A 23723-nucleotide genomic window follows, 5' to 3' on the forward strand; every position below is an offset into this window, starting at 1 on the left:
TTCGCTCCCCCTCCTTACGATAAGTCAACATCGCATCGCTTTCGCTCTGCGTGTTTCCTTTATCTCATACGGTGGGGCTCCAGTCCATACGCCGCTGAACGGGCGCTTGCGCTTTTCTTGTCTAGCTTCAGCGCCCAGCGTCTAGTGGACTTCGCTCCCCCTCCTTACGATAAGTCAACATCGCATCGCTTTCGCTCTGCGTGTTTCCTTTATCTCATACGGTGGGGCTCCAGTCCATACGCCGCTGAACGGGCGCTTGCGCTTTTCTTGTCTAGCTGCAGCGCCCACCGACTAGCGAGACTTCCCTCACCGCCGTACGATAAGTCAACATCGCCTCACTATCGTTCATCGTGTTTCCTTTATCTCCTGCGGCCGAGGCCAGTCCGTACGTCGGTAAACGGGCGCTTGCGCTTTTCTTAGAAAAAATAAGTATAAAAACGAAGAATAAGTGACAAATGTGTGAAATTCATCGAACCTATACTTGATGAGAGACGAAACAAATACTGGTCTAAACGCCGTTCACTTACATTATCATCTATTAGAATTAGCTTAGTTTATCTTGAAATACAACCGTATTTAAGATATATTCTTAATGGAATAAAACTGTGGAGGGTAAACATGAGCAATCGATTTGCGGTCATTTTAGCCGCGGGACAAGGAACACGTATGAAATCAAAGCTTTATAAGGTTCTACATCCTGTTTGCGGAAAACCGATGGTACAGCATGTAGTAGACCAAGTTAAACAACTACAGTTCTCTGACATCGTTGTTATCGTTGGCCATGGTGCGGAGCAAGTACAAACACAATTAGGTGAAGAAGTTACGTACGCGATTCAGGCAGAACAGTTAGGTACAGGTCACGCCGTATTACAGGCTGAACAGCTATTAGCGGCAAAAGATGGGGTGACTGTTGTTTTATGTGGTGATACCCCTCTTGTGACAGCAGAGACGATAGAAGCTTTGCTTTCTTATCATGAACAAGAGAATGCAATGGCAACAGTGTTAACAGCTCATGCAGATGATCCTTCAGGATACGGACGGATCGTTCGAAATGAAAGTGGCCATGTTGAACGAATTGTGGAGCATAAGGATGCTTCTGATGAAGAAAAGGCCATTCAGGAAATTAATACAGGTACTTACTGTTTTGATAATCAAGCATTATTTAAAGCACTGCAAAACGTAGGGAATCAAAACGTTCAAGGAGAGTATTATCTTCCAGATGTCATTGAGATCCTAAAAAATGCCGGTGAAAAAATTGCCGCTTATCAAACGCCTTCTTTTGAGGAAACCTTAGGGGTAAACGATCGTGTAGCATTAGCTGAATCAGAAAATATAATGAAAGAACGGATTAATAAAAAGTGGATGAAAGAAGGAGTTTCAATTATTGACCCTTCGAATACGTATATTTCAGCCGATGCCAGTATCGGTCAAGATACAACCATCTACCCTGGAACGATGATCATCGGAAATACTACAATTGGTAGCGATTGTGTCATAGGTCCACATTCAGAAATTGTAAATAGTGAGATTGGAAATGGAACAATAATTAAACAATCGGTTATTCATCAAAGTTCGATAGGAAATGAAGTATCAATTGGTCCATTTGCGCATATTAGACCACTATCGAATATTGAAAATGAAGTTCGTATTGGTAATTTTGTTGAAATCAAGAAAACAACCATGGGCCAAGGAAGTAAAGCCTCCCATTTGAGTTACATTGGTGATGCGGAAATCGGAGCGGATGTAAACTTAGGCTGTGGATCGATTACGGTTAATTACGATGGTATGAATAAACATTTAACAAAAGTAGAAGACGGTGCGTTCATTGGCTGTAATAGTAATTTAGTTGCCCCAGTTACTGTTGGGAAAAATGCTTATGTCGCAGCAGGTTCAACGATTACGGATGATGTACCGGGTGAAGCGCTATCCATTGCTCGTGCAAGGCAAGTGAATAAAGAAGGCTATGTATCAAAAATTAAAGAGAAAAAAAAGAACGACTAAGAAGTGGTTGGAGGTAAAACAACAATGCCCAAATATGGAGATTCAAGCTTAAAAGTATTTACATTAAATGCAAATCCTGAGTTAGCTCATCAAATTGTCGAACACATCGGTGTTCCAATGGGAAAAAGTTCGGTTACTAGATTTAGTGATGGTGAAGTACAAATTAATATTGAAGAAAGTATTCGTGGTGATGATGTTTTTTTAATTCAGTCAACAAGTGCTCCTGCAAACGAGCATATTATGGAATTATTAATTATGATTGATGCTTGTAAACGTGCATCAGCGAAATCAATTAACGTTGTATTACCTTATTATGGTTATGCTCGTCAAGACCGTAAAGCTCGTTCACGTGAGCCGATTACTGCGAAGCTTGTCGCTAACCTCCTAGAAACAGCTGGTGCATCAAGAGTCTTAACACTTGATTTGCATGCTACACAAATCCAAGGTTTTTTCGATATTCCGGTAGATCAATTAATGGGTGTACCAATCTTATCTGATTATTTTAAAGAGAAGAACTTAGATGATGTTGTTGTTGTATCTCCAGACCATGGCGGTGTTATTCGTGCACGTAAATTAGCGGATCGTTTAAAAGCGCCGATTGCTATTATTGATAAGCGTAGACCAAAACCAAATGTCGCAGAAGTGATGAATATTGTCGGTCATATCGAAGGAAAAACAGCCATTATAATTGATGATATTATTGATACAGCTGGTACGATTACATTAGCAGCCAATGCGCTTGTTGAGCACGGAGCAAAAGCGGTTTATGCATGCTGTACACACCCTGTACTTTCAGGGCCAGCTATTGAGCGTATTCAAAATTCTAAAATTTGTGAGCTCGTAGTAACGAATACCATTCCTTTAGGGGAAGAAAAGAAGATTGAAAAAGTTACAGAACTTTCTGTCGCACCGTTAATGGCAGAAGCGATCATTCGAGTTCATGAAAATACGTCAGTCAGTACGCTATTTGATTAAGAATAAAGAGGCGGCCTAGTTTTTCACTTAAATTGTTTGAATTACTACAAATAGGGAAAACCTTATATAGAGGTTGTTACTATTTAGAGTAACGAAAAACAAGTTAGAGGTGATATAGCATGGCAGTAGCGCTTCAAGCAACAGCACGTCCAGATTTAAAAAAATCGACAACAAGAAAATTTAGAGAAGATGGACAAGTTCCTGCAGTTTTATATGGGAAAAAGGTAGGAAGTCAACCAATCGCTGTTGATCAAGTGAACTTTATAAAGTTAGTGAGAGATGAAGGGCGTAACTCTATTATTTCACTGGACGTCAATGGGAAAAAGCATGAGGTTATGGTGTATGATATGCAGGTCGACCCATTAAAAAATGACCTTGTTCATGTCGATTTTTGTGCGGTCGATATGAGTTCAGAAGTGGATACAGAAGTAAGAGTTCATCTTGTAGGGGAAGCACCGGGCGTAAGTGATGGAGGAATGGTATCACATCTTCTTCACCAGCTTTCCGTTCGTGCATTACCATCCGAGATTCCGTCTGAAATTACCGTTGATATTTCTAATTTAAACATAGGTGACTCGATTCAAATAAAAGATATTATGAGTCAACAGTCGGTCGAATTAACAAATGATCCTGAGGAAACGATTGTTACTATTCTCGTTCAGCCAGCAGAACAGGAGCCAGGACAAGTAGAGGAAGAAGAAGTAGCTGAGCTTGTACAGGGCGATGAAGATGCTGAAGCTAAAACAGAAGGAAATGGTGAACAGTAAGAGATGATAAAGGTATAGCCTATGTACAGGTTATACCTTTTTCTACCTTAGATATAGAGTGTGAAGGAGTTGGGGAAATGAAGCTAATTGTCGGTCTTGGTAATCCGGGTACTAAATATGAAAATACGAGACATAATGCAGGATTTATGGTCATTGATGAATGTGCTGAAATGATGGGAATCGAACTTAAGGATACAAAATACAAAGGAGTGTATGGATCGGCAATAGTAGATGGAGAAAAGGTATTTCTTCTCAAGCCACTTACATATATGAATTTATCAGGTGAGTGTGTTCGGCCCTTTATGGATTATTTTAAGATTGATATTGAAGATGTTGTTATAATATTTGATGATATGGATCTGTCAGTTGGCCAAATTCGCTTAAGGCAAAAAGGTGGTCACGGGGGTCATAATGGGATAAAATCATTAAATGCCCATTTAGGGACCAATGAGTTTAAGAGAATTCGTATTGGTGTTGAACGTCCTGAGCCAGGTGTAAGTGTCGTCAATCACGTACTTGGAACATTTCGTGCTGAGGAGAGGGATTTACTCACTCAAGCTGTAAAAAAAGCTTCAGAGGCTTGTCGTTACTGGTTACAGAATGATTTTCCGAATGTCATGAATCACTATAATTAGGTTTAAGAAGTGGGTTGAATAGATTCCCCTGATGTGGAGAGACTAGTAATAAGACTGTCGCCAAGGAGGGAAATCTATGGCTATTCATTACCAATGTCGTCATTGTCAATTAAATTTAGGTAAGATAGAGGAAACGACGTTCACATCAACACAACTAGGCTTTGATCATTTAAATGATCTGGAGCGAAAAGAGATGATCCACTATGATGGGAGTGGAAATATTCATGTTAAAGTCATCTGTGAAGACTGCCAGGAAGCTCTAGATAGAAATCCAGACCTTCATCAATTGGAATCTTTTATTCAATAAATAAACATTAATTAAAAATGAAACACAGCTTTGGTTTTGAAGCCAAAGCATTTTTCTATTGTCTGCCCCGTACCTAACACTCGTGAACCGTTAGGCAGACTCATATAAATTGGATTTATGATGTAAACGAATTAAAGAAAACATGAAAAAAAAGAGGGAAAAACAATCATTACATAGAAAATACAAAAGAACTAAAGAATAGGTACAACCATAATATAAGTATGTTAGTAATAGATGGTCGTAAGTAATAGGGGGAACATCCATGTTTGGCTTACAACAATATATTCTAGAAAGTGACGAAATTAAAGCGGTTTCAACAAGTGTTGAAGCAGGCCTCTCAGAGCAGCTGATTACAGGACTGACGGGTTCAGCAAGAACACTGTTCTTATCCGCACTTTACCAGGACATTAAAAGTCCTCAATTGATTATTACTCATAATCTTTTTCAAGCACAGAAGTTATACGAAGATCTTTCCACACTTGTTGATAGTAGCAAAGTGTTTCTTTATCCTGTCAATGAGTTAATTTCATCGGAGATTGCTATTGCAAGTCCTGAGATGCGAGCACAACGGATTGAAGTATTAAATCAACTAGTGAATGGTTTTGATGGTATTGTTATCGTACCAATGGCAGGGTTCAGGAGGTTACTCCCACCAGCACAGCTTTGGAAAGAAAGTCAGTGCTACTTAAAAGTGGGTACAGATATTGACTTAGAAAAACTGCTTTATAAATTAATAAAAATTGGTTACGTTCGAACAGACATGGTTGCTTCGCCAGGGGAGTTCTCTATTCGAGGAGGAATAGTAGATATTTACCCCCTAACTGAAGAGCAGCCTATTCGTATTGAATTTTTTGATACTGAGGTTGATTCGCTTCGTTATTTTAGTGTCGAAGACCAGCGTTCACAAGGCCAATTAGATGAAATTGTAATTGGCCCTGCCAATGAGTTAATTTTAGATGAAGAGCATTATGTTAAAGGAGCAGAACGCCTTGAAGAAGGCCTCTCAGAAACGTTAAAGAAAATCAAAAACAAAACAGTAAAAGAAAAAATTACTCAACATATTTCGTATGAAGTGAGTCAATTAAGACAAAAGATCACGTTTCAAGGCATGAACAAATATATGTCCTTGTATTACGATGAAAAAGCGACAATCCTTGATTATGTGAATAAACGTAGCGTCGTCATCATTGATGAAATTAGTCGTGTACAAGAAATGGCAGTGAATTTGGAAAAAGAGGAAGCAGAGTGGTTAACAGCTTTGCTAGAACAAGGCGAAGTCATTTCTGATCTGGAAATGTCGAAACCATTTGAAAGGTTACTAGGAACGCAAGCCCTTCCAATTATTTATTTGTCATTATTTTTAAAGCATGTTCCTTCAACTAACCCTAAAAACATTGTCAATATTAATTGTAAAGCGATGCAAAATTTTCATGGACAATTACATTTACTCAAAACAGAGACGGATCGTTGGCTTAAGTCGAAATGGACGGTTCTTTTTCTAGCGGCTAATAAAGATCGTGCCAAACGTCTTCAACATGTCCTTGATGATTACAAAATTGATTCTGAACTGATTGAAGACAAAAGTCCGCTTCTTCCAGGTAGAGCACAAATATTGACGGGGACATTAAATAGTGGCTTTGAGCTACCGCTGCAAAAGCTCGTTGTAATAACAGAAGAGGAAGTATTTACAAAGAAAATTAAACGAACCCAGAGAAAGCAGAAAATATCCAATGCAGAGCGAATCAAAAGCTACTCCGAATTACAAGTCGGTGATCTCGTTGTTCATTCAAACCACGGGATTGGTAAGTACTTAGGAATTGAAACGCTTGAAATCAATGGGACACACAAAGACTATTTGCACCTTAGGTATGCGGGAAATGACAAACTATATGTGCCTGTGGAGCAAATTGATCAAGTCCAGAAGTATGTGGGTAGTGAAGAAAAAGAACCTAAAATCTATGCTCTAGGTGGAAGTGACTGGAAGAAGGTAAAACGTAAAGTAAAATCCTCAGTCGAAGATATTGCAGATGATCTTATCAAACTTTATGCAGAACGAGAAGCGAGTGTGGGGCATGCTTTTTCAAAAGATGGGCATGAACAACAAGAGTTTGAAAACTCATTTCCATATCAAGAAACCGAAGATCAAGTTCGAGCGATTGAAGAAATCAAAGAAGATATGGAAATGCAAAGGCCAATGGATCGCCTTCTTTGTGGAGATGTCGGTTACGGTAAAACTGAGGTCGCCATTCGAGCTGCCTTTAAAGCGATTATGGATGGAAAGCAAGTTGCTGTACTTGTTCCTACAACGATTCTCGCTCAACAGCACTATGAGACGATTAGAGAACGGTTTTCGGAGTTTCCAATTGGCATTGGTGTATTAAGTCGGTTCCGTTCACGAAAAGAGCAAAATGAAACGATTAAAGGGTTAAAGGCTGGGACCGTTGATATTGTTGTCGGAACACATCGACTTTTATCAAAGGATGTTGTTTTTAAAGATTTAGGCTTACTCATTGTCGATGAGGAACAACGGTTTGGGGTAACCCATAAAGAAAAAATTAAACAATTAAAATCGAATATTGATGTGTTAACGTTAACGGCAACACCAATACCGAGAACACTTCATATGTCGATGTTAGGTGTACGTGATCTATCCGTCATTGAAACACCACCTGAAAACCGGTTTCCTGTTCAAACATATGTTGTTGAATACAATGCTTCTCTCGTAAAAGAAGCGATTGAACGGGAATTGACACGAGGTGGTCAAGTTTATTTCTTATATAACCGGGTGGAAAGCATTACGAAAATGGCTGATCAAATTTCCATGCTCGTTCCAGATGCAAAAGTTTCTTTTGCCCATGGTCAGATGAATGAGCGTGAACTTGAATCGGTGATGATCGATTTTCTTGAAGGAATTAGTGATGTCCTAGTAACAACCACGATCATTGAAACAGGTGTAGATATTCCGAATGTCAATACATTAATCATTTATGATGCCGATAAAATGGGATTATCTCAGCTTTACCAAATTCGTGGTCGAGTCGGACGATCGAATCGTGTCGCGTATGCTTATTTTACGTATCAGCGTGATAAAGTCCTTACAGAAGTTGCTGAAAAACGATTACAGGCGATTAAAGAGTTTACCGAGCTCGGTTCTGGTTTTAAAATTGCAATGCGGGACTTATCAATACGTGGAGCAGGGAATTTATTAGGTGCCCAGCAGCATGGATTTATCGAGTCGGTCGGTTTCGATCTTTATTCGCAAATGTTAAAAGAAGCAATTGAAGAACGAAAAGGAGACAAACCGAAAGAACCACCATTTACGGTTGAAATTGATTTACTTGTTGATGCATATATCCCTGAAACGTATATACAAGATGCCAAACAAAAAATTGAAATGTATAAAAGGTTTCGAGCCGTTGAAAATATGGAAGACCTTTCAGATTTACAGGATGAACTCATCGATCGTTTTGGGGACTACCCCGAAGAAGTTGCTGACTTATTGAGCATTGCAAAAATAAAATTATATGCAAAGCAAGAAAAAGTGAGTGAAATCACACAAACGAAAGATGGTTGCACATTAATGTTAACTGAAGAAGAAAGTAAGCGAATTGATGGCGCTAAGCTGTTTGAGTTAGTAAATCAACTTGGCCCGGCTGTATCGCTAGGAACTTCGGGCGATAAAATCAAAGTAGTTATTAAGTCAAAAGGAATGACAAGTAAAGACTTACTGTTGACGTGTGAAAGACTTCTTAGTGAACTTCATCTAGTGAAAAAACCGAACGAATGAATGATAACAGCCCAGTATGAAAAAATTGGAAATGACAACCTATCAAAAAATATGAAAAATTGGTGAATAGTTCTTTTCTAAGCAATAGATAATATAGACAAGACGAATTCAACATTAGTGGATGGTTTTTCATATGTTAAAAAAACAAACAAGCTTTTTTAACAACCATTTCCTATGCTACTACATCATTAGAAAGTGAGGCATCTAGGTATGAAAGCTACTGGAATTGTTCGTCGCATTGATGATCTAGGTCGTGTTGTCATTCCCAAGGAAATTCGGCGTACGTTACGAATTCGTGAAGGGGACCCGTTAGAAATCTTTGTAGATCGAGACGGTGAGGTCATATTAAAGAAGTATTCACCTATTTCAGAGTTAGGTGATTTTGCAAAAGAGTATGCTGAAGCTTTATATGACAGTTTAAGTCATACTGTCCTTATTGCAGACCGTGATACATATATTGCTGTATCCGGAGGTTCCAAGAAAGAATACTACAGTAAAAGTATCGGTGAAATTGTTGAGGCGACAATGGATGAAAGAAAATCAAGGATAGAAGCTTCAGCAGGTGAGTTTAACATTGTGGGTGACCATAAGGAAGATGTGAAAGGTTTAGTCGTTGCACCGATTATCGCTAACGGTGATCCGATTGGCGCAGTGGTCATGTTTAATAAAGAAGAGACGTTTTCAGGTGAGGTTGAGCAAAAGTTAGCAGAGACGGCCGCAGGCTTTTTAGCTAGACAAATGGAACAATAATACAGTCTGTAACCATAATTGATTTCACATTTGTTTAACCATTTAATATCATAAAGCAGGAAGGGGGCAAAACGTTCCCCTTCTTTTTATTTTAGTTTAAAAAATTATAAATTTCGAGGATGTCTAGCTGCAGCGCCCAGCGACTAGTGAGACTTCCCTCACCGCCGTACGATAAGTCAACATCGGCTCGCTAGCGCTACTCCGTGTTTCCTTTATCTCCTGCGGTTCAGTCCAGTCCGTACGTCGCTATACGGGCACTTCCGCTTTTCTTGTCTAGCTGCAGGTGTCATCGGCTCGAGGTCGCTTCGGTCCATCAAACGTGTCCCAAAATCAAGGACACTAATTGTTGGCCCTCCAGCGCTTGTCGCCGATAAGCAGACACCTTCCGCTTTTCTTATGTAAAAAAAGGGAAGTGGAAGGTATTATGATATAATAGCGATTAGTTTTACTTGTTTAACTAGCGTTTCTACTTGAGATGACGATAAGATAAATAGTAAATTACTATTTGAGTGAAGTTTCACCTAATGAGGAAGGAGAATGACTGGGTGTCTCAGAAAAGTGACCCAACGAAAAAAATTTGGCAAGGGGCACTCGTATTAACGGTTGCTGCATTATTGACAAAAGTATTAAGCGCAGTTTACCGAATCCCTTATCAAAATATTGCAGGTGATGTCGGTTTTTATGTGTATCAACAAGTATATCCTTTTTACGCCATTGCCTTTACGTTATCGATCTATGGGTTTCCTGTCATTATTTCTAAGGAGCTGTCTAATCGCTTTCAGCAAAAAAAGGATAAAGAGTTTTTATCAACTTATTTGTTTACTCTGACATTATTATCGATATCGGGAGGGTTAATCCTATTTGTTTTAGCTAATCCGCTTGCCGAGTGGATGGGTGACCCATTACTTTCAGCACCGTTACAGATTACAGCATTTACTTATTTTGCTGTTTCTATACTCTCAGTACTTCGGGGGTACTTTCAAGGGCAGAATCGGATGACACCAACGGCGGTTTCACAGCTGATAGATCAAAGTATCCGTGTCGTTTTAATTCTTGTCTTGGCTTACGTTATGATGACTTTAGGCTACGGACCATATGGTGCTGGTTTAGGTGCTGTGACGGGTTCAGTAGTAGGTGCATTAGCAGGGGCTAGTTGTTTACTCATTTATTTCCGATATCATAAAAGAGAAAAAGGAATATTGTTTCAACTAAGGAAAGTAAATAAAGAATATATCTTTTCATTTATAAAAGATAGTCTCTTGTTTTCAATGACGATTTTAGTCCTAGTGTTCATTCAATTAATTGACAGTTTATCTGTTCTTCGTCTTTTACTTGGAAATGGAGTTCAGACCGAAGCTGCCAAAATAGCAAAAGGCATTTATGACCGGGGACAGCCGCTCATTCAATTAGGAACGATTGTTGCTACAGCTTTTGCATTGACGGTTGTACCAATGATATCAAGAGCAAAGTCGTTAGGAGATCCAAAAGAGGCGAAACGTAAAACGGAACTTACCATTCGTTTAACGGTTGCGTTCGGTATATTAGCATCGGTTGGACTTGCTATCATCATTGAGCCGACGAATCATCTGCTATTTACAAACCGTGAAGGGTCGAATGTATTGCTCGTCCTTGCCTTTTCGATTGTTTTTGGAGCACTTGTTATAACAACAGCTGCAGTACTTCAAGGATATGACAAAGGCCATTATGCTGCGCGGCATATTTTGATTGGATTAGTCGCAAAAGGGGCTTGTAATCTATGGCTCATTCCTATATGGGGGACACTTGGAGCCGCACTTGCAACGACGATGAGTTTAGCTATGATTGCAATCTTAAACATCTTTTCGATTCATCAAATCGGTGGTACAGCTCGCGTGAAAAAAAAGCAATTTATAGGATTGGTCTTCACTGTTATAGGTATGGGTTTAGTTACGTTCTTATGGAAAACGCTGCTAGAGTTTTGCATGTTTTCTGTTGAACTACCACGAGTTACAGCTGGACTGATTGCATTATCAAGTGCTGTAGTTGGAGGTGTAACAGCTCTATTTTTAATGATTAAGTTTCGTGTGTTTTCAGAAAAAGAAGTATCTGTTATACCAGTATTTGCTAAACTATACAGTGTAATAAATGGCCGAAGGAGAGATTAGAGTGAAAAAAGTAACAGTCGTAGGATTAGGGGCCGGTGAGCTGGCGCAGTTATCGATTGGTACCTATCAAGTTTTAAAAAAAGCAAGTCCGTTATTTATCCGAACAGAAAAACATCCTGTTGTTGAAGAATTGAAAAAAGAAGGCATGACCTATCAATCATTTGATGCCGAGTATGAAAAACATGAACGTTTTGAAGAGGTGTACCGTTCCATCGTTAATATTCTGTTAGCTGAATTAGATTCCCAACAAGAAATTACATATGCTGTTCCAGGACATCCGTTAGTTGCTGAAGAAACGGTTCAACTTTTACTTAAGGAAGGCAAAGCGCGGAATATTCAAATCGACATTCAGGGTGGACAAAGTTTTTTAGATCCGATGTTCAATGCATTAAAAATTGACCCTATTGACGGGTGTCAAATAGTTGATGGTACACAGTTAAAGCGTCAACAACTGCAAATTAGGCAGCATATGATTATCTGTCAGGTGTATGATGCCTTTATAGCGTCAGAGGTCAAACTGACGCTAATGGATTTGCTTCCAGATGATTATGAAGTGAAGGTAGCTACTGCTGTTGGAACTACAATGGAAAGTATTATTACATGTCCTCTTTATGAACTCGACCGTGTGACGGAATTAAATAATCTCACTGCGGTTTATGTTCCACCAGTAGTCAAAGATCAACTTTTATATAGAGACTTTCAGAAGTTAAGAGAAGTGATTGCGACATTAAGAGGGCCAGAAGGATGCCCGTGGGACCAGGAACAAACACATCAATCATTGAAGCCTTTTTTATTAGAGGAGGCTTATGAAGTATTAGAGGCTATTGATGAACAAGATGATGATCATTTAGTCGAGGAGCTTGGTGATGTTTTGCTTCAAGTCATGTTACATGCTCAAATTGGGGAAGATGATGGCTGGTTTACGATTGATGATGTCATATATTCAGTTACTGAAAAAATGATACGAAGGCACCCTCATGTGTTTTCTAACCAAACCGCAAAAAATTCAGCAGAGGTTATAGTCAATTGGGAAGAAATTAAGAAAAAAGAAAAAAATGGCAAAGAAACAGAATCTGTACTCGACGGTATCCCTAAAAGTATGCCAGCTTTGATGAAAGCATTTGAAATTCAAAAGAAGGCGGCTAAAGTAGGATTTGACTGGGATGATGCTGCGCCAATGTGGATGAAGCTTCAAGAAGAAATCAGTGAGTTTTTCTCTGAACTAAAAATCAAAAATGAAGAAAAAATGAAAAAAGAATTTGGGGATATTCTTTTCGTTTTCATCAATTTAGCTCGTTATTATAAAATCAACCCAGAAGAAGCACTACATATGACGAATCAAAAGTTTTCTAGTCGCTTTCAAGCGATTGAAGAGGAATTAGCAAAACAAGGTTTAACATTTGCAGAGGTCACACTAGAGCAGATGGATGAAATTTGGGAAAAAAGTAAAGAAAAGTATCAATAAAAGGAGGAATTTTAGGTGAGGTTGGATAAGTTTTTAAAAGTGTCAAGATTGATTAAACGACGCACGTTAGCTAAAGAGGTATGTGATCAAGGTCGTATTACAATCAATGGACAAGTTGCTAAAGCAGGTACAAATGTAAGTGTTGGTGATGAATTAGTGATCCGATTTGGGCAAAAGTTTGTTACAGTCAAGGTAGAGGCTATAAAAGATACCACGAGAAAAGAAGAAGCCAGTTCAATGTTTACTGTCATTAAAGAACAATCGGTTGAAGCAGCTGAGTAGGAAATACAAACAGCTTGTTCTATTCCTTCTCTTGAAATCATAAATTTGTAATAAATGAGGTCTTGAGGAGGAAGAAGTATGGAACATAATTATGAGTTTGGTACACCGATGGGACATGCGAGAAAAACAAAAGAACATGATATTACATTGCGTGGTCGAAAGAAGCTTGATATTACTGGGGTAAGACAAGTTGAAAGTTTTGATAATGAGGAGTTTCTACTTGAAACTGAAATGGGTTTCCTTTCAATCCGTGGTCAAAATCTGCATATGAAAAACTTAAATGTTGAGCAAGGGTTAGTATCGATTGAAGGGAAAATATATGACCTTGTATATCTTGATGAAAATCAAGGTGGAAAATCTAAAGGATTATTTGGGAAGTTATTCAAGTGAGTTTAACCGTTCAATTCTATACGATGATATCAATGGTTGCTGCAGGCACTTGGCTTGGGGCTTCTATTGATACCTATAAGAGATTTGCAAGGGAGCCCCGTCCATCGTTGTCATGGGTAACTGTGTTAAACGACTTTTTATTTTGGTTAATTCAAGGTCTGCTCATTTTCTATATTCTCCTCAAAGTTAATGAAGGTGAAATGAGATTTTACGTTTTTCTTGCGCTTTTGTGCGGATATGCAGCATATCAAGCCTTATTCCAGCGTCCATATTTGCAAATTTTAGAGACGAGCATCCGTATTTCTATTGCCATTTTTCGTTTTATTCGTACCCTTATCATTATGATCCTTATTAATCCTATTAAATGGCTATTGAAACTCTTATACTCCTTGGTTATGATGGTAATATCACTAATATTATCCATATTATCATTTTTATTTAAGTTATTTATAAGACCTATTCGTTGGCTTGGTAAAGTATTATACAAGCTATCTAGAATGGACCGCCTTGTGAAGCGTATAAAAAAGAATAAATGGGTGAAAAAAGCGGTTGCCTTTTGGAAGTTTATACGTACCCGTGGCAACAAGGGGGATGATTAATGATTTCGGAACGAAAACGAAAAGTTAGGGAATTAGATGCTACCTTTAATCGAGCACAAGAACAAGTTTCTGGAGATCTCCTACGAAAAAGAAGAGGCTTATTTCGTCGTTTAACGGCATTTGCTGTTATTATAGCGATCCTCAGTGTTATTGCATTTATGACGATTCATGCACAAGCTCAATTACTAGAAGAAAAAAGTGAAGAAAAGCAGGCCCTTCAAACAAAGTTGGAAGCACTAAAACTCGAACAAGCACATCTTGAGCAGGAAATTGAAAACTACAATGATTTGGAATATATAGCAGAAGTTGCTAGAAGGGATTATTTTTTATCAAAGGATAGGGAAATTCTGTTTAAATTACCTAAATTATCAACGGATTGACACTCTTTTTCCACATCAAGTATAATTTATAATATAAGTGCGTTCAAAAAGGGGACATAGAGCTCTTACCTTTTTGAGCGATCTCTATAGACAATTAATTTATCTGTTTTTTTAAGGAGGAGCAATTTTTAACATGTCAATCGAAGTAGGCAGCAAGTTGCAAGGTAAGGTAACGGGTATTACCCATTTTGGGGCATTTGTGGAGCTGCCAGGAGGTACTACTGGTCTGGTTCATATTAGTGAGGTCGCTGATAACTATGTTAAAGACATTAAAGATGTTTTAAAAGTAGGCGACGAAGTTCTAGTCAAGGTTGTTAATGTTGAGCAAGACGGAAAGATTGGACTTTCAATCCGAAAAGCTCAAGAACGCCCAAAAGAGGAGATGACCAATCGTGCTCCTCGTCCATCCCGGCCACCGCGCCCAGCACGTTCTGGAGGAAGTTATGGCAAAGGCGGAAGTGGTGGTGCGCGTAACCAGCGCCCAACGATGTCCTTTGAAGATAAGATGAATCGATTTTTGAAAGACAGTGAAGAACGTCTCTCCACGCTTAAACGCCAAACAGAATCGAAGCGAGGTGGTCGAGGCGCTAGACGTGGGTAAGTCTTGCTGCCACTTTTTAATAAAGGAATGTGTAAGGCAAGCGTTTTAGCGCTTGCCTTTACATTTGGATTTAATATAAGGCTCTTTTCCTATAGATTGTTGCTTTTTGCTTTTGGACCGTAAGCCAAGCGACTGCTTGGCTCTTCACGCATAGCGTGAAGGTTTTGAAAATGAAATAGCCGTTCAGACAAATGAATTTGTCTTGAAAAGGCTATTTCATTTTAAAAAAACGGTCCAAAAGCAACAAAGTTTACGAAAACAGCCTAATATAAAAAATAGGGTTGACTATCATTAGTGGATTATCATATAATAAATTTTGTCGCTGATAATAGTATCCTATGGCGGTGTAGCTCAGCTGGCTAGAGCGTACGGTTCATACCCGTGAGGTCGTGGGTTCGACTCCCTCCGCCGCTACCATACATATTAAAATGCAAACTGTATCCATATTCGGATGCAGTTTTTTTATTGAATAGGAAATTTAAAAAAGTGTTTAATCAGTGGATAAGTGTGTTGTAGAAATGGGGAAGAATAGCATGGTGAAGGATTGGACACAATTTAGACATATTTTGGACAATAAAACTTGGAATATGGACAATATATTTCAAATCTGGATCATAAAACTAAGAATTTGGACTACTTTTCTTTCGTCATAAGTACCATGGATAAGTCACTATTTTTACATATTTTGCTAAGTTTGCTGTCAATCCTTTCTCAGTTATAGATAAGCATGGAAATCGAACGATCATTTACACGAAAGGCGTCGAAGACTTTTTTCTATTCGACTTGGAATTCTGACAAAAACTGAATCCATTATATGTTTATAATGAAACCACGAAAATTAATCGTGGGGTGTTGCGAATGTTACGGAGAGTTACAAAAGGAGTTATTGAGCCCGTTCGTGGTTGGACGCTTCCTGACAAAGTACTGTCGCTAACTACATCTGCAACTGAAAAAATCAAAAAGGGAACGAACTTGCTGTTTTACCAATGGGGACTTCTTATTTTTGTTGTTGGCTTTTTGCTTGGACGAGCTATGATACTATCAGAAATTACACCTTTTGTATTACCGTTTGTTGCTGCTATCTATGCTTTGAAACGGGACAGGCTAGGTATAGCAGCACTTGCTGTATTTGCAGGAGCGATGACACATTTTTTAGAAAGTAGCTGGTTTGTATTAGCCTCGCTTTTTATTTTTATTATCTACCAGAAGATCGTAGAGAAATTTAACGATAATACAGCGAAGGTTCTTCCATTTACTGTTTTCTTTGCAAGTCTATCGGCACGGATTATGTTGACTTTCTTTATACAAGGACAAGTAATGAATTACGATTGGATGATGGCTGGAGTAGAAGCAGGCTTAAGCTTCATACTTACGATGATTTTTCTACAAAGTGTACCGCTTATTACAGTCAAACGAAGCCAACAACCATTGAAAAATGAAGAAATTGTCTGCTTAATCATTTTACTTGCTTCGGTAATGACGGGGACGATCGGTTGGATGATTTATGATTTAACAGTTGAACATATATTAGCACGTTATCTCGTGTTACTATTTGCCTTTGTTGCTGGTGCCGCTATTGGATCGACTGTAGGTGTTGTAACCGGTTTAATCTTAAGTTTAGCAAGCGTTGCTAGTCTCTATCAAATGAGTTTACTAGCATTTGCTGGTCTTTTAGGTGGATTGTTAAAAGAGGGAAGAAAAATAGGAGTTAGTATTGGGCTATTAATTGGTACGTTGCTCATTGGCTTGTATGGTGAAGGGTCAGATCAAGTGATGGTTACCGTTATGGAATCCGGAGTAGCTATTGCTGTATTTCTACTAACACCTAAATCTTTAATTAGTAAATTAGCTCGCTATATCCCAGGGACGGTAGAGCACTCGAAAGAACAGCAACAATATTTAAGAAAAATTAGAGATGTTACAGCAGGTAGGGTTGAACAATTTTCCCACTTATTTCAAACTTTATCAAATAGTTTCTCTTCAACACCTAATTCGGTTGAGGTTGATGATGTTGAAAAGGAAGTCGATTATTTCCTAAGCAATGTTACAGAAAAGACATGTCAGGCTTGTTTCAAAAAAGATCGTTGCTGGGTAAACAATTTTAATAAAACGTATGAATCGATGTCTCAAATTATGAATGAAGTTGAAAAATATAGTGAAATTAAAGACCCACTGCTTAAAGCGGATTGGAAAAAGTATTGCGTCAAACACGAAAAAGTTGTCCAAGTGATTCAACATGAATTTGGACAATTTCAAGCGAATCAAAAGCTAAAAAAACAAGTACTAGAAAGTAGAAGATTAGTTGCCGATCAGTTACTCGGTGTTTCTCGAGTGATGAATGATTTCGCTAAAGAGATTCAAAGAGAAAAAGAAGGTCATTACGTTCAAGAAGAACAAATGTTAGAAGCGTTAAGAGGTGTAGGGTTAGAGGTTGGACATATTGATATTTTTCACTTAGAGCAAGGAAATATTGAAATCGAGCTTAGTATTGCTAATGATGGTGGACATGGCCAATCTGAAAAAGTAGTTGCGCCGATGTTATCCGATATATTAGGAGAAACGATCATTATTAAAAAGGAGGAACGAAGCTTTTATCCAAATGGCTACAGTCATGTTTCTTTTGGATCAGCGAAGAAGTTTGTCGTAGAAACTGGCGTGGCCACTGTTGCTAAAGGCGGTGCGTATGTATCAGGAGATAGTTATTCAACGATTGAATTAGGCTCTGGTAAATATGCAATAGCAATTAGTGACGGGATGGGAAACGGGGAGCGAGCCCATTTAGAAAGTAATGAAACGTTGCAGCTATTACAAAAAGTCTTGCAATCAGGCATTGAGGAAACGGTTGCGATCAAATCCGTTAACTCTGTTCTATCGCTTAGAACAACAGACGAAATTTTTTCTACGCTCGATTTAGCGATGATTGATTTACAAGATGCAAACGTAAAGTTTTTAAAGATCGGTTCGATCCCTAGCTTTATTAAACGGGGAACAAAAGTGACAAAAATTGAAGCAAGTAACTTACCGATGGGAATTATTCAAGAGTTTGATGTTGATGTCGTAAGTGAACAACTAAAAGCAGGGGATTTATTAATTATGATGAGTGATGGAATTTTTGATGCGCCTAAACACGTTGAAAATAAAGAGATGTGGATGAAAAGAATTATCTCTGAAGTTTCATCTGAGGATCCACAAGAGGTGGCAGATTTAATCTTAGAGCGAGTCATACGACATGAAAAAGGGAGTATTGAAGATGATATGACCATTGTTGTGGCAAAAGTAAAAAGAAATATGCCGAAATGGGCGGCTATCCCTCTTTATAAGCCAAGGAAAGTAGAAAAGAAGAAGGCACAGTAGTGACAAAGTAAGTGAGGAAGTTTGTAATGTATAAAGGCCCTCTAAATGGTGAATGATGGTAACATTCAGAAAATTGGAGGGGATATGCTTGGGAAAAGGTACATTACGCCAGATTTTACTCATAACTGATGGATGCTCAAACCAAGGGGAAGACCCTGTTGCTATAGCTGCTTTAGCAAAAGAGCAAGGCATTACGGTAAATGTTATCGGTGTTGTCGATAATAGTCCAATGAATGAAAAAGCAGTTCAGGAAATTGAGTCGATAGCAATGGCGAGCGGTGGTGTCAGTCAAATCGTTTATGCTCAAAACTTAGCTAAAACGGTTCAAATGGTGACGAGGAAAGCGATGACACAAACATTATATGGTGTAGTTAACAAGGAGCTTCAGCAAATTTTAGGAAAAGAACAAGAACTAGAAGACTTGTCTCCAGAAAAGCGTGGTCAAGTGATGGAAGTGGTTGATGAATTAGGTGAAACGATTGATTTAAATGTTTTAATATTAGTAGATACGAGTGCCAGTATGAAAAACAAATTACCGATGGTTCAAGATGCGTTAACGGACTTGTCGATTAGTCTTACTTCTCGAATGGGAGACAACCGTTTTTCACTCTATTCATTTCCAGGAAAAAGAAAAGATATCGATCGTTTACTAGATTGGACACCGAAACTAGAATCGTTAACTGGAATTTTTCATAAGTTGTCATCTGGTGGTATTACTCCGACAGGACCTGCCTTACAAGTTGCATTACAAAGGTTTGAGAAAACTAACTCGAGAAGGAGTTTGATCTCTAGTGGCGAGGATGAATTACTCGAAGACTCAGGTATGTAACTTATCTCCAGGGGCAAAAGTTGTTGGCAAGTGGCATCGGAAAACTTATCAAATTGTCAAATTACTCGGGTCTGGGGCTACTGGATCAGTGTATTTGGCAAGAAGTGTAGAAGGTGATGTTGCACTGAAAATTGGTGTGAATAGCATGGCCATCACATCTGAGGTAAATGTATTAAAGCATTTTTCGAAGGTCCAAGGTCAGGTACTTGGGCCTTCTTTGTTAGATGTTGATGACTTAGTAGTAAACGATGGGGTCTTTCCGTTTTACGTAATGGAGTATTTAAAAGGTGAGCAGTTAATAACATTTACTTCAAAACGTGGAGAAGAATGGATCGGTATTTTAATGGTGCAACTGTTAGGTGATTTAGACCGGCTCCACCGTGCAGGTTGGGCGTTTGGTGATTTGAAGCCCGATAATTTAATTGTGGTCGGTCCAACACCGCGAATACGCTGGCTAGACGTCGGCGGAACGACATTGCTCGGACGATCCATTAAAGAGTATACAGAGTTTTTTGATCGTGGCTACTGGGGGTTAGGTTCACGAAAGGCAGAGCCGAGCTATGATTTATTTTCTCTTGTCATGATCATGATTAATTGTTCTTATCCAAGACGATTTGATAAAAAAGGTGATCAGCCACTCCCGCAACTGAAACAAGCAATAGAAACAAAGCCTGGTCTCAAACCGTATCGTGACGTCATGTTAAAAGGTCTGCAAGGAAAGTACAGCGATGCTCAGTTGATGAAGAAAGATTTAATGGATTCTATCCAACGTAAATCAACACTTTATAAAAAAAATCCTGGATCTACTCCTAAAAAAGGAAAGAGAAACGAGCGGAAAAAAGCTTCGAAATCTTCTTACCTTATTGAAATCTTTCTCGTTACCTCTTTTCTTATTTTGGCATATATCCTATACTTATTTGGACAATTAATGTAAAAGACGATGTTCAAAAAGTCTGGGAAAAATAGCTGTCGAATTTCTTTGTCAACTTGCTCCTCCGCTCCTCACGTATTAACAACATACGTTCCAGTGCTCGGAGACGGCGTTTCCTCGAAATTCTTGGCTCTTTTTGTCCTCCTTTTTGAACACGGATTAAAAGACGATGTTCAAAAAGTCCGGGAAATAGGTAAGTTGTGGAGGGTACCATGTCTAGAGCAGATCGGATGATGGATGTATGTTTGTTAGCAGGAGAAATAATGCTAATATACGGTGCAGAAACTTATCGAGTAGAAGAAACGATAGAGCGGATGGCAAAAGCAGCAGGTTTTTCGAATGTCCATAGCTTTGTGACGACAACTGGAATATTTCTCTCCTTTGATGAAGTTGGTAAAGGAGATACAATGCAAATGATTCGTGTGGATGATCGGATTTATGATTTAAATAAAGTATCATTAGTTAATCAAGTGTCACGGGAATTTGTAACAGGTGCTATTGATGAAGAATCGGCTTACGATAAGCTAAATGAAATCGCTAGGCTACCGATGAATTATCCAATATGGCTTGTTCATCTTGCTTCAGGTGTAGCCGGTGCTGGGTTTTCCTATTTATTTGGGGGCAGCTTACGTGACATGCTTCCAGCTTTTATTGCAGGGTTTATTGTTAGCGTATGTGTATTTAAGTTTCAAGAATATTTAAAGGTAAAGTTTTTCGCTGAATTTATTTCAGCTTTTATCGGGGGAAGTGTAGCGATTGGTCTTGTATTTCTAGGTGTTGGTGTTAATTTAGATCAAATCATTATCGGAATATTAATGCCTCTTGTTCCAGGGGTTCCCCTAACTAATGCGGTACGAGATTTAATTTCAGGTGATTATGTAGCTGGAGTCAGTAGGGGTGCAGAAGCCTTTTTGACGGCACTATCTATCGCAACTGGGGTTGCACTTGCAATTGGGCTATTTTTAACTTAAATAGGGGCTGTTATAAAAGTCTGACCGTTTTACCGCTTCAGTCAACACGGGGCTTTTGTTCAAAATTAATAGGGGGAAAAATGATGTGGTTGGAATTATTTTTTGTATACGCGGCAACAATTTGTTTTGGGATATTATTTAATGTTCCGACTAGAGCTTTGTTTATAGGAGCATTAATTGGGTGCTTGTCATGGTTTATTTATCGTACTCTTCCAGAACAAGGTGTGTCCCTTATTTTAGCGACTGCGCTTGCTTCCTTTATGAGCGCTACTCTTTCACATATTCTGGCAAAAAAATTTAGAATACCAGCTACAACATTTAGTATTCCTGCCATCATTCCATTAGTTCCTGGCAGCAAGGCCTATTTTACGATGCTCGCCTTTGTTGAAAGTAATTATTTACTCGGGTTAGAGCTAGGGATCAGTACGATGTTACAAGCTGGAGCGATTGCAGGTGGCCTCGTTTTTGCACTCGCTATTTTCTCCTTTAAGAAAGGAGGAATTGGTCAGCGCTATGAAACAGGACGTTAATCAGTTTATTAAAGAACATCGACTGTTAAAGCTGAATTCAACCATCGTTGTTGGCGTTTCAGGAGGGCCTGATTCTCTAGCATTATTGCATTATTTATGGGATAAAAGTCAAAAGGAAAACTATCTGATCGTTGCTGCTCACGTCGATCATCAATTAAGAAAAGGTACTTCAGCCGAAGATTATCAATTCGTCAAGCAGTTTTGTGAGGAGCGAGGAATTCTTTTTGAGGGGAAACGAGTAGATGTAAAGGAAGTTCAATCCGAACTCGGTTTGAGTATACAAATGGCTGCACGAAAATGCCGTTATGACGTTTTTAAACAAGTAATGATTCAGTATCGTGCTCACTATCTTGCATTAGCTCATCATGGCGATGATCAAATTGAAACAATCTTAATGAATCAGGTGAGAGGTACGATAGATGGACTCTCGGGTATACCTGTATCAAGACCATTTGCAACAGGCATGATCATTCGACCATTTTTAGGAATAACAAAGGCGGAAATAGAGCAATACTGTAAGGAAGAACAGTTACAACCAAGAATTGATGAAAGTAATTTCTCTGGGAAATACGTGAGGAATCGCTTTCGTGAAGCAGTGTTACCATTTATAAAAAAGGAAAATCCTAAGGCACATATGCATTTTCAACGGATGAGTGAAGCACTTGATGCAGATCGCATCTACCTAGAAGAGCTAACTCGTACACATATTGAAAATGTCCTAGAGAAAAAAACGAAGGAAGAGGTGATCATTTCTGTTGAACCGTTTAAAGGTCTCCCTTTACCTTTACAAAGAAGGGGTATTCATCTAATATTAAAATATCTTTACGGGGAAAATTACCCATTTCTATCATTCATACATATTGAACACGTTTATGAGCTTATTTATTCTCATCATCCATCTGGACAACTTGATTTACCACAAGGATTAATTATAGAAAGAAGCTATGATCGTTGTCGGTGTACCTTCAACAAAGATGAAAAAGATATTGAGTCATTTTCAACCGAGTTGCAAGTTCCAGGATGTATTTCGACAAAGTTGGGAATAATAAGTGCAAAATTGACATCAAACCTCTCTCATGAAGAACGAAATCCATATACTTTTATTTGTGATGCTGATCAAATTTGTTTTCCACTCATAATAAGAACAAAAACCGATGGAGATCGTATTCAATTGATAGGTATGGAAGGGTCCAAAAAAGTTAGCCGAATTTTTATCGATCATAAAATCGAGCAGAAGAAACGAAAGATATGGCCACTCGTTACTGATGGAAATAATGAAGTGATATGGATTCCCGTATTAGGACATTCTAAAAAAGGTGCTGTCACAGAAATGTCGCAAAAATATTTAGTGCTTTCATTTGTATTTCATCATGAAGGCTCGGTATAATTCTTTTCAGCAACAGTTACAGGAGGGTATAGCAAAACAATGAAAGATGATATCAAGGAGATACTAATTTCTGAAGAAGAAATACAAGCGAAAGTACGAGAATTAGGTGATCTACTTACGAAAGAATATGATGGTAAGTTTCCCCTCGTTATCGGTGTATTAAAAGGAGCACTTCCTTTTATGGCTGATTTGACGAAAAGAATAAATACCCATATCGAGCTCGACTTTATGGATGTATCAAGCTATGGTGCTGGGACTGTTTCTACAGGTGAAGTAAAAATAGTTAAAGATTTAAACACTTCTGTAGAAGGTCGCCATGTCCTTATTGTAGAAGATATTATTGATAGCGGATTAACTTTAAGTTACTTAGTAAAATTGTTTCATTATCGAAAAGCAGAAACTGTCAAAATCGTTACATTATTAGATAAGCCAGAAGGAAGAAAGGTCGATTTAGTACCGGACCTTGCCGGATTTACGGTTCCTGATGCGTTTGTTGTCGGATATGGTTTGGATTTTGCTGAACGATATCGAAACCTCCCGTATATTGGCGTACTAAAGCCTGAAATTTATGGGACGTAAAGATTGTGAAAAAAGTGGTAAATATGATACTATAACTTAAGCTGTATTGTACGTGGGAG

General features: G+C 38.5%; 21 protein-coding genes and 1 tRNA gene. All 22 read left to right on the plus strand.

The annotated features are described in order from the left end of the window. Positions 1 to 618: 618 nt before the first annotated feature. The 22 genes from glmU (at position 619) to hpt (ending at position 23664) form a co-directional block, all read left to right on the plus strand. Positions 619 to 2001: a bifunctional UDP-N-acetylglucosamine diphosphorylase/glucosamine-1-phosphate N-acetyltransferase GlmU gene (glmU, locus tag J0N78_RS23875; RefSeq protein ID WP_209125597.1), complete on the plus strand. Its 1383-nt coding sequence runs from the start codon at positions 619 to 621 to the stop codon at positions 1999 to 2001. Positions 2002 to 2025: 24 nt separating this feature from the next. Further along, the gene (locus J0N78_RS23880) at positions 2026 to 2976 is read left to right on the plus strand and encodes a ribose-phosphate diphosphokinase (RefSeq protein WP_209125598.1); all 951 of its coding nucleotides are present in this window, start codon (positions 2026 to 2028) and stop codon (positions 2974 to 2976) included. A 119-nt stretch (positions 2977 to 3095) separates the two neighbouring features. Beyond that, positions 3096 to 3743, plus strand: a complete 648-nt coding sequence (locus tag J0N78_RS23885; RefSeq protein ID WP_209125599.1) for a 50S ribosomal protein L25/general stress protein Ctc — start codon at positions 3096 to 3098, stop codon at positions 3741 to 3743. Positions 3744 to 3820: 77 nt separating this feature from the next. Continuing rightward, on the plus strand, positions 3821 to 4378 hold the full coding sequence (gene pth / locus J0N78_RS23890) for an aminoacyl-tRNA hydrolase (RefSeq protein WP_209125600.1): 558 nt from the start codon (positions 3821 to 3823) through the stop codon (positions 4376 to 4378). Between the two features lie 76 nt (positions 4379 to 4454). Further along, complete coding sequence (gene fin / locus J0N78_RS23895; protein WP_209125601.1) at positions 4455 to 4685, plus strand: anti-sigma-F factor Fin; 231 nt, start codon at positions 4455 to 4457, stop codon at positions 4683 to 4685. A gap of 262 nt (positions 4686 to 4947) precedes the next feature. Then, positions 4948 to 8472, plus strand: coding sequence for a transcription-repair coupling factor (gene mfd / locus J0N78_RS23900; RefSeq protein WP_209125602.1), 3525 nt, complete (start codon positions 4948 to 4950; stop codon positions 8470 to 8472). A gap of 210 nt (positions 8473 to 8682) precedes the next feature. Beyond that, the gene (gene spoVT / locus J0N78_RS23905) at positions 8683 to 9222 is read left to right on the plus strand and encodes a stage V sporulation protein T (protein WP_209125603.1); all 540 of its coding nucleotides are present in this window, start codon (positions 8683 to 8685) and stop codon (positions 9220 to 9222) included. A gap of 545 nt (positions 9223 to 9767) precedes the next feature. After that, the gene (locus tag J0N78_RS23910; protein ID WP_209125604.1) at positions 9768 to 11366 is read left to right on the plus strand and encodes a putative polysaccharide biosynthesis protein; all 1599 of its coding nucleotides are present in this window, start codon (positions 9768 to 9770) and stop codon (positions 11364 to 11366) included. Further along, positions 11347 to 12831 (plus strand): bifunctional methyltransferase/pyrophosphohydrolase YabN, encoded by a 1485-nt coding sequence (gene yabN / locus J0N78_RS23915; protein WP_209125605.1) that lies wholly within the window; start codon positions 11347 to 11349, stop codon positions 12829 to 12831. Before J0N78_RS23910 ends, yabN begins: the two co-directional genes overlap by 20 nt. Positions 12832 to 12846: 15 nt before the next feature. Further along, positions 12847 to 13113 carry an RNA-binding S4 domain-containing protein gene (locus tag J0N78_RS23920; RefSeq protein ID WP_209125606.1) on the plus strand — a complete coding sequence of 89 codons (267 nt, stop codon included), beginning with the start codon at positions 12847 to 12849 and terminating at the stop codon, positions 13111 to 13113. A gap of 78 nt (positions 13114 to 13191) precedes the next feature. Further along, positions 13192 to 13503, plus strand: a complete 312-nt coding sequence (gene yabP, locus J0N78_RS23925; RefSeq protein ID WP_209125607.1) for a sporulation protein YabP — start codon at positions 13192 to 13194, stop codon at positions 13501 to 13503. Further along, entirely contained in the window at positions 13500 to 14102 is a 603-nt protein-coding gene (gene yabQ, locus J0N78_RS23930) for a spore cortex biosynthesis protein YabQ (RefSeq protein WP_209125608.1), read from the plus strand. The genes yabP and yabQ overlap by 4 nt, the downstream gene beginning before the upstream one ends. Next, positions 14102 to 14482 carry an FtsB family cell division protein gene (locus J0N78_RS23935; RefSeq protein ID WP_209125609.1) on the plus strand — a complete coding sequence of 127 codons (381 nt, stop codon included), beginning with the start codon at positions 14102 to 14104 and terminating at the stop codon, positions 14480 to 14482. The genes yabQ and J0N78_RS23935 overlap by 1 nt, the downstream gene beginning before the upstream one ends. A gap of 133 nt (positions 14483 to 14615) precedes the next feature. Next, positions 14616 to 15083 carry a S1 domain-containing RNA-binding protein gene (locus tag J0N78_RS23940; RefSeq protein WP_209125610.1) on the plus strand — a complete coding sequence of 156 codons (468 nt, stop codon included), beginning with the start codon at positions 14616 to 14618 and terminating at the stop codon, positions 15081 to 15083. A 340-nt stretch (positions 15084 to 15423) separates the two neighbouring features. After that, positions 15424 to 15500: transfer RNA gene (locus tag J0N78_RS23945), tRNA-Met, on the plus strand. A gap of 441 nt (positions 15501 to 15941) precedes the next feature. Beyond that, on the plus strand, positions 15942 to 18437 hold the full coding sequence (gene spoIIE, locus J0N78_RS23950) for a stage II sporulation protein E (protein ID WP_209125611.1): 2496 nt from the start codon (positions 15942 to 15944) through the stop codon (positions 18435 to 18437). A gap of 88 nt (positions 18438 to 18525) precedes the next feature. Then, positions 18526 to 19266, plus strand: a complete 741-nt coding sequence (locus tag J0N78_RS23955) for a VWA domain-containing protein (RefSeq protein ID WP_209125612.1) — start codon at positions 18526 to 18528, stop codon at positions 19264 to 19266. Beyond that, the gene (locus J0N78_RS23960) at positions 19238 to 20200 is read left to right on the plus strand and encodes a protein kinase domain-containing protein (protein ID WP_209125629.1); all 963 of its coding nucleotides are present in this window, start codon (positions 19238 to 19240) and stop codon (positions 20198 to 20200) included. Before J0N78_RS23955 ends, J0N78_RS23960 begins: the two co-directional genes overlap by 29 nt. 209 nt (positions 20201 to 20409) lie before the next feature. Next, positions 20410 to 21168, plus strand: coding sequence for a threonine/serine exporter family protein (locus J0N78_RS23965; protein ID WP_209125613.1), 759 nt, complete (start codon positions 20410 to 20412; stop codon positions 21166 to 21168). A gap of 83 nt (positions 21169 to 21251) precedes the next feature. After that, positions 21252 to 21698, plus strand: coding sequence for a threonine/serine exporter family protein (locus tag J0N78_RS23970; RefSeq protein ID WP_209125614.1), 447 nt, complete (start codon positions 21252 to 21254; stop codon positions 21696 to 21698). Next, positions 21682 to 23085 (plus strand): tRNA lysidine(34) synthetase TilS, encoded by a 1404-nt coding sequence (gene tilS, locus J0N78_RS23975; protein ID WP_209125615.1) that lies wholly within the window; start codon positions 21682 to 21684, stop codon positions 23083 to 23085. Before J0N78_RS23970 ends, tilS begins: the two co-directional genes overlap by 17 nt. A 39-nt stretch (positions 23086 to 23124) precedes the next feature. Further along, positions 23125 to 23664 (plus strand): hypoxanthine phosphoribosyltransferase, encoded by a 540-nt coding sequence (hpt, locus tag J0N78_RS23980; protein WP_209125616.1) that lies wholly within the window; start codon positions 23125 to 23127, stop codon positions 23662 to 23664. Positions 23665 to 23723 lie beyond the last annotated feature (59 nt).

The organism is Alkalihalobacillus sp. BA299, from assembly GCF_017745675.1.
GTDB lineage: Bacteria > Bacillota > Bacilli > Bacillales > Bacillaceae_F > Alkalihalobacterium.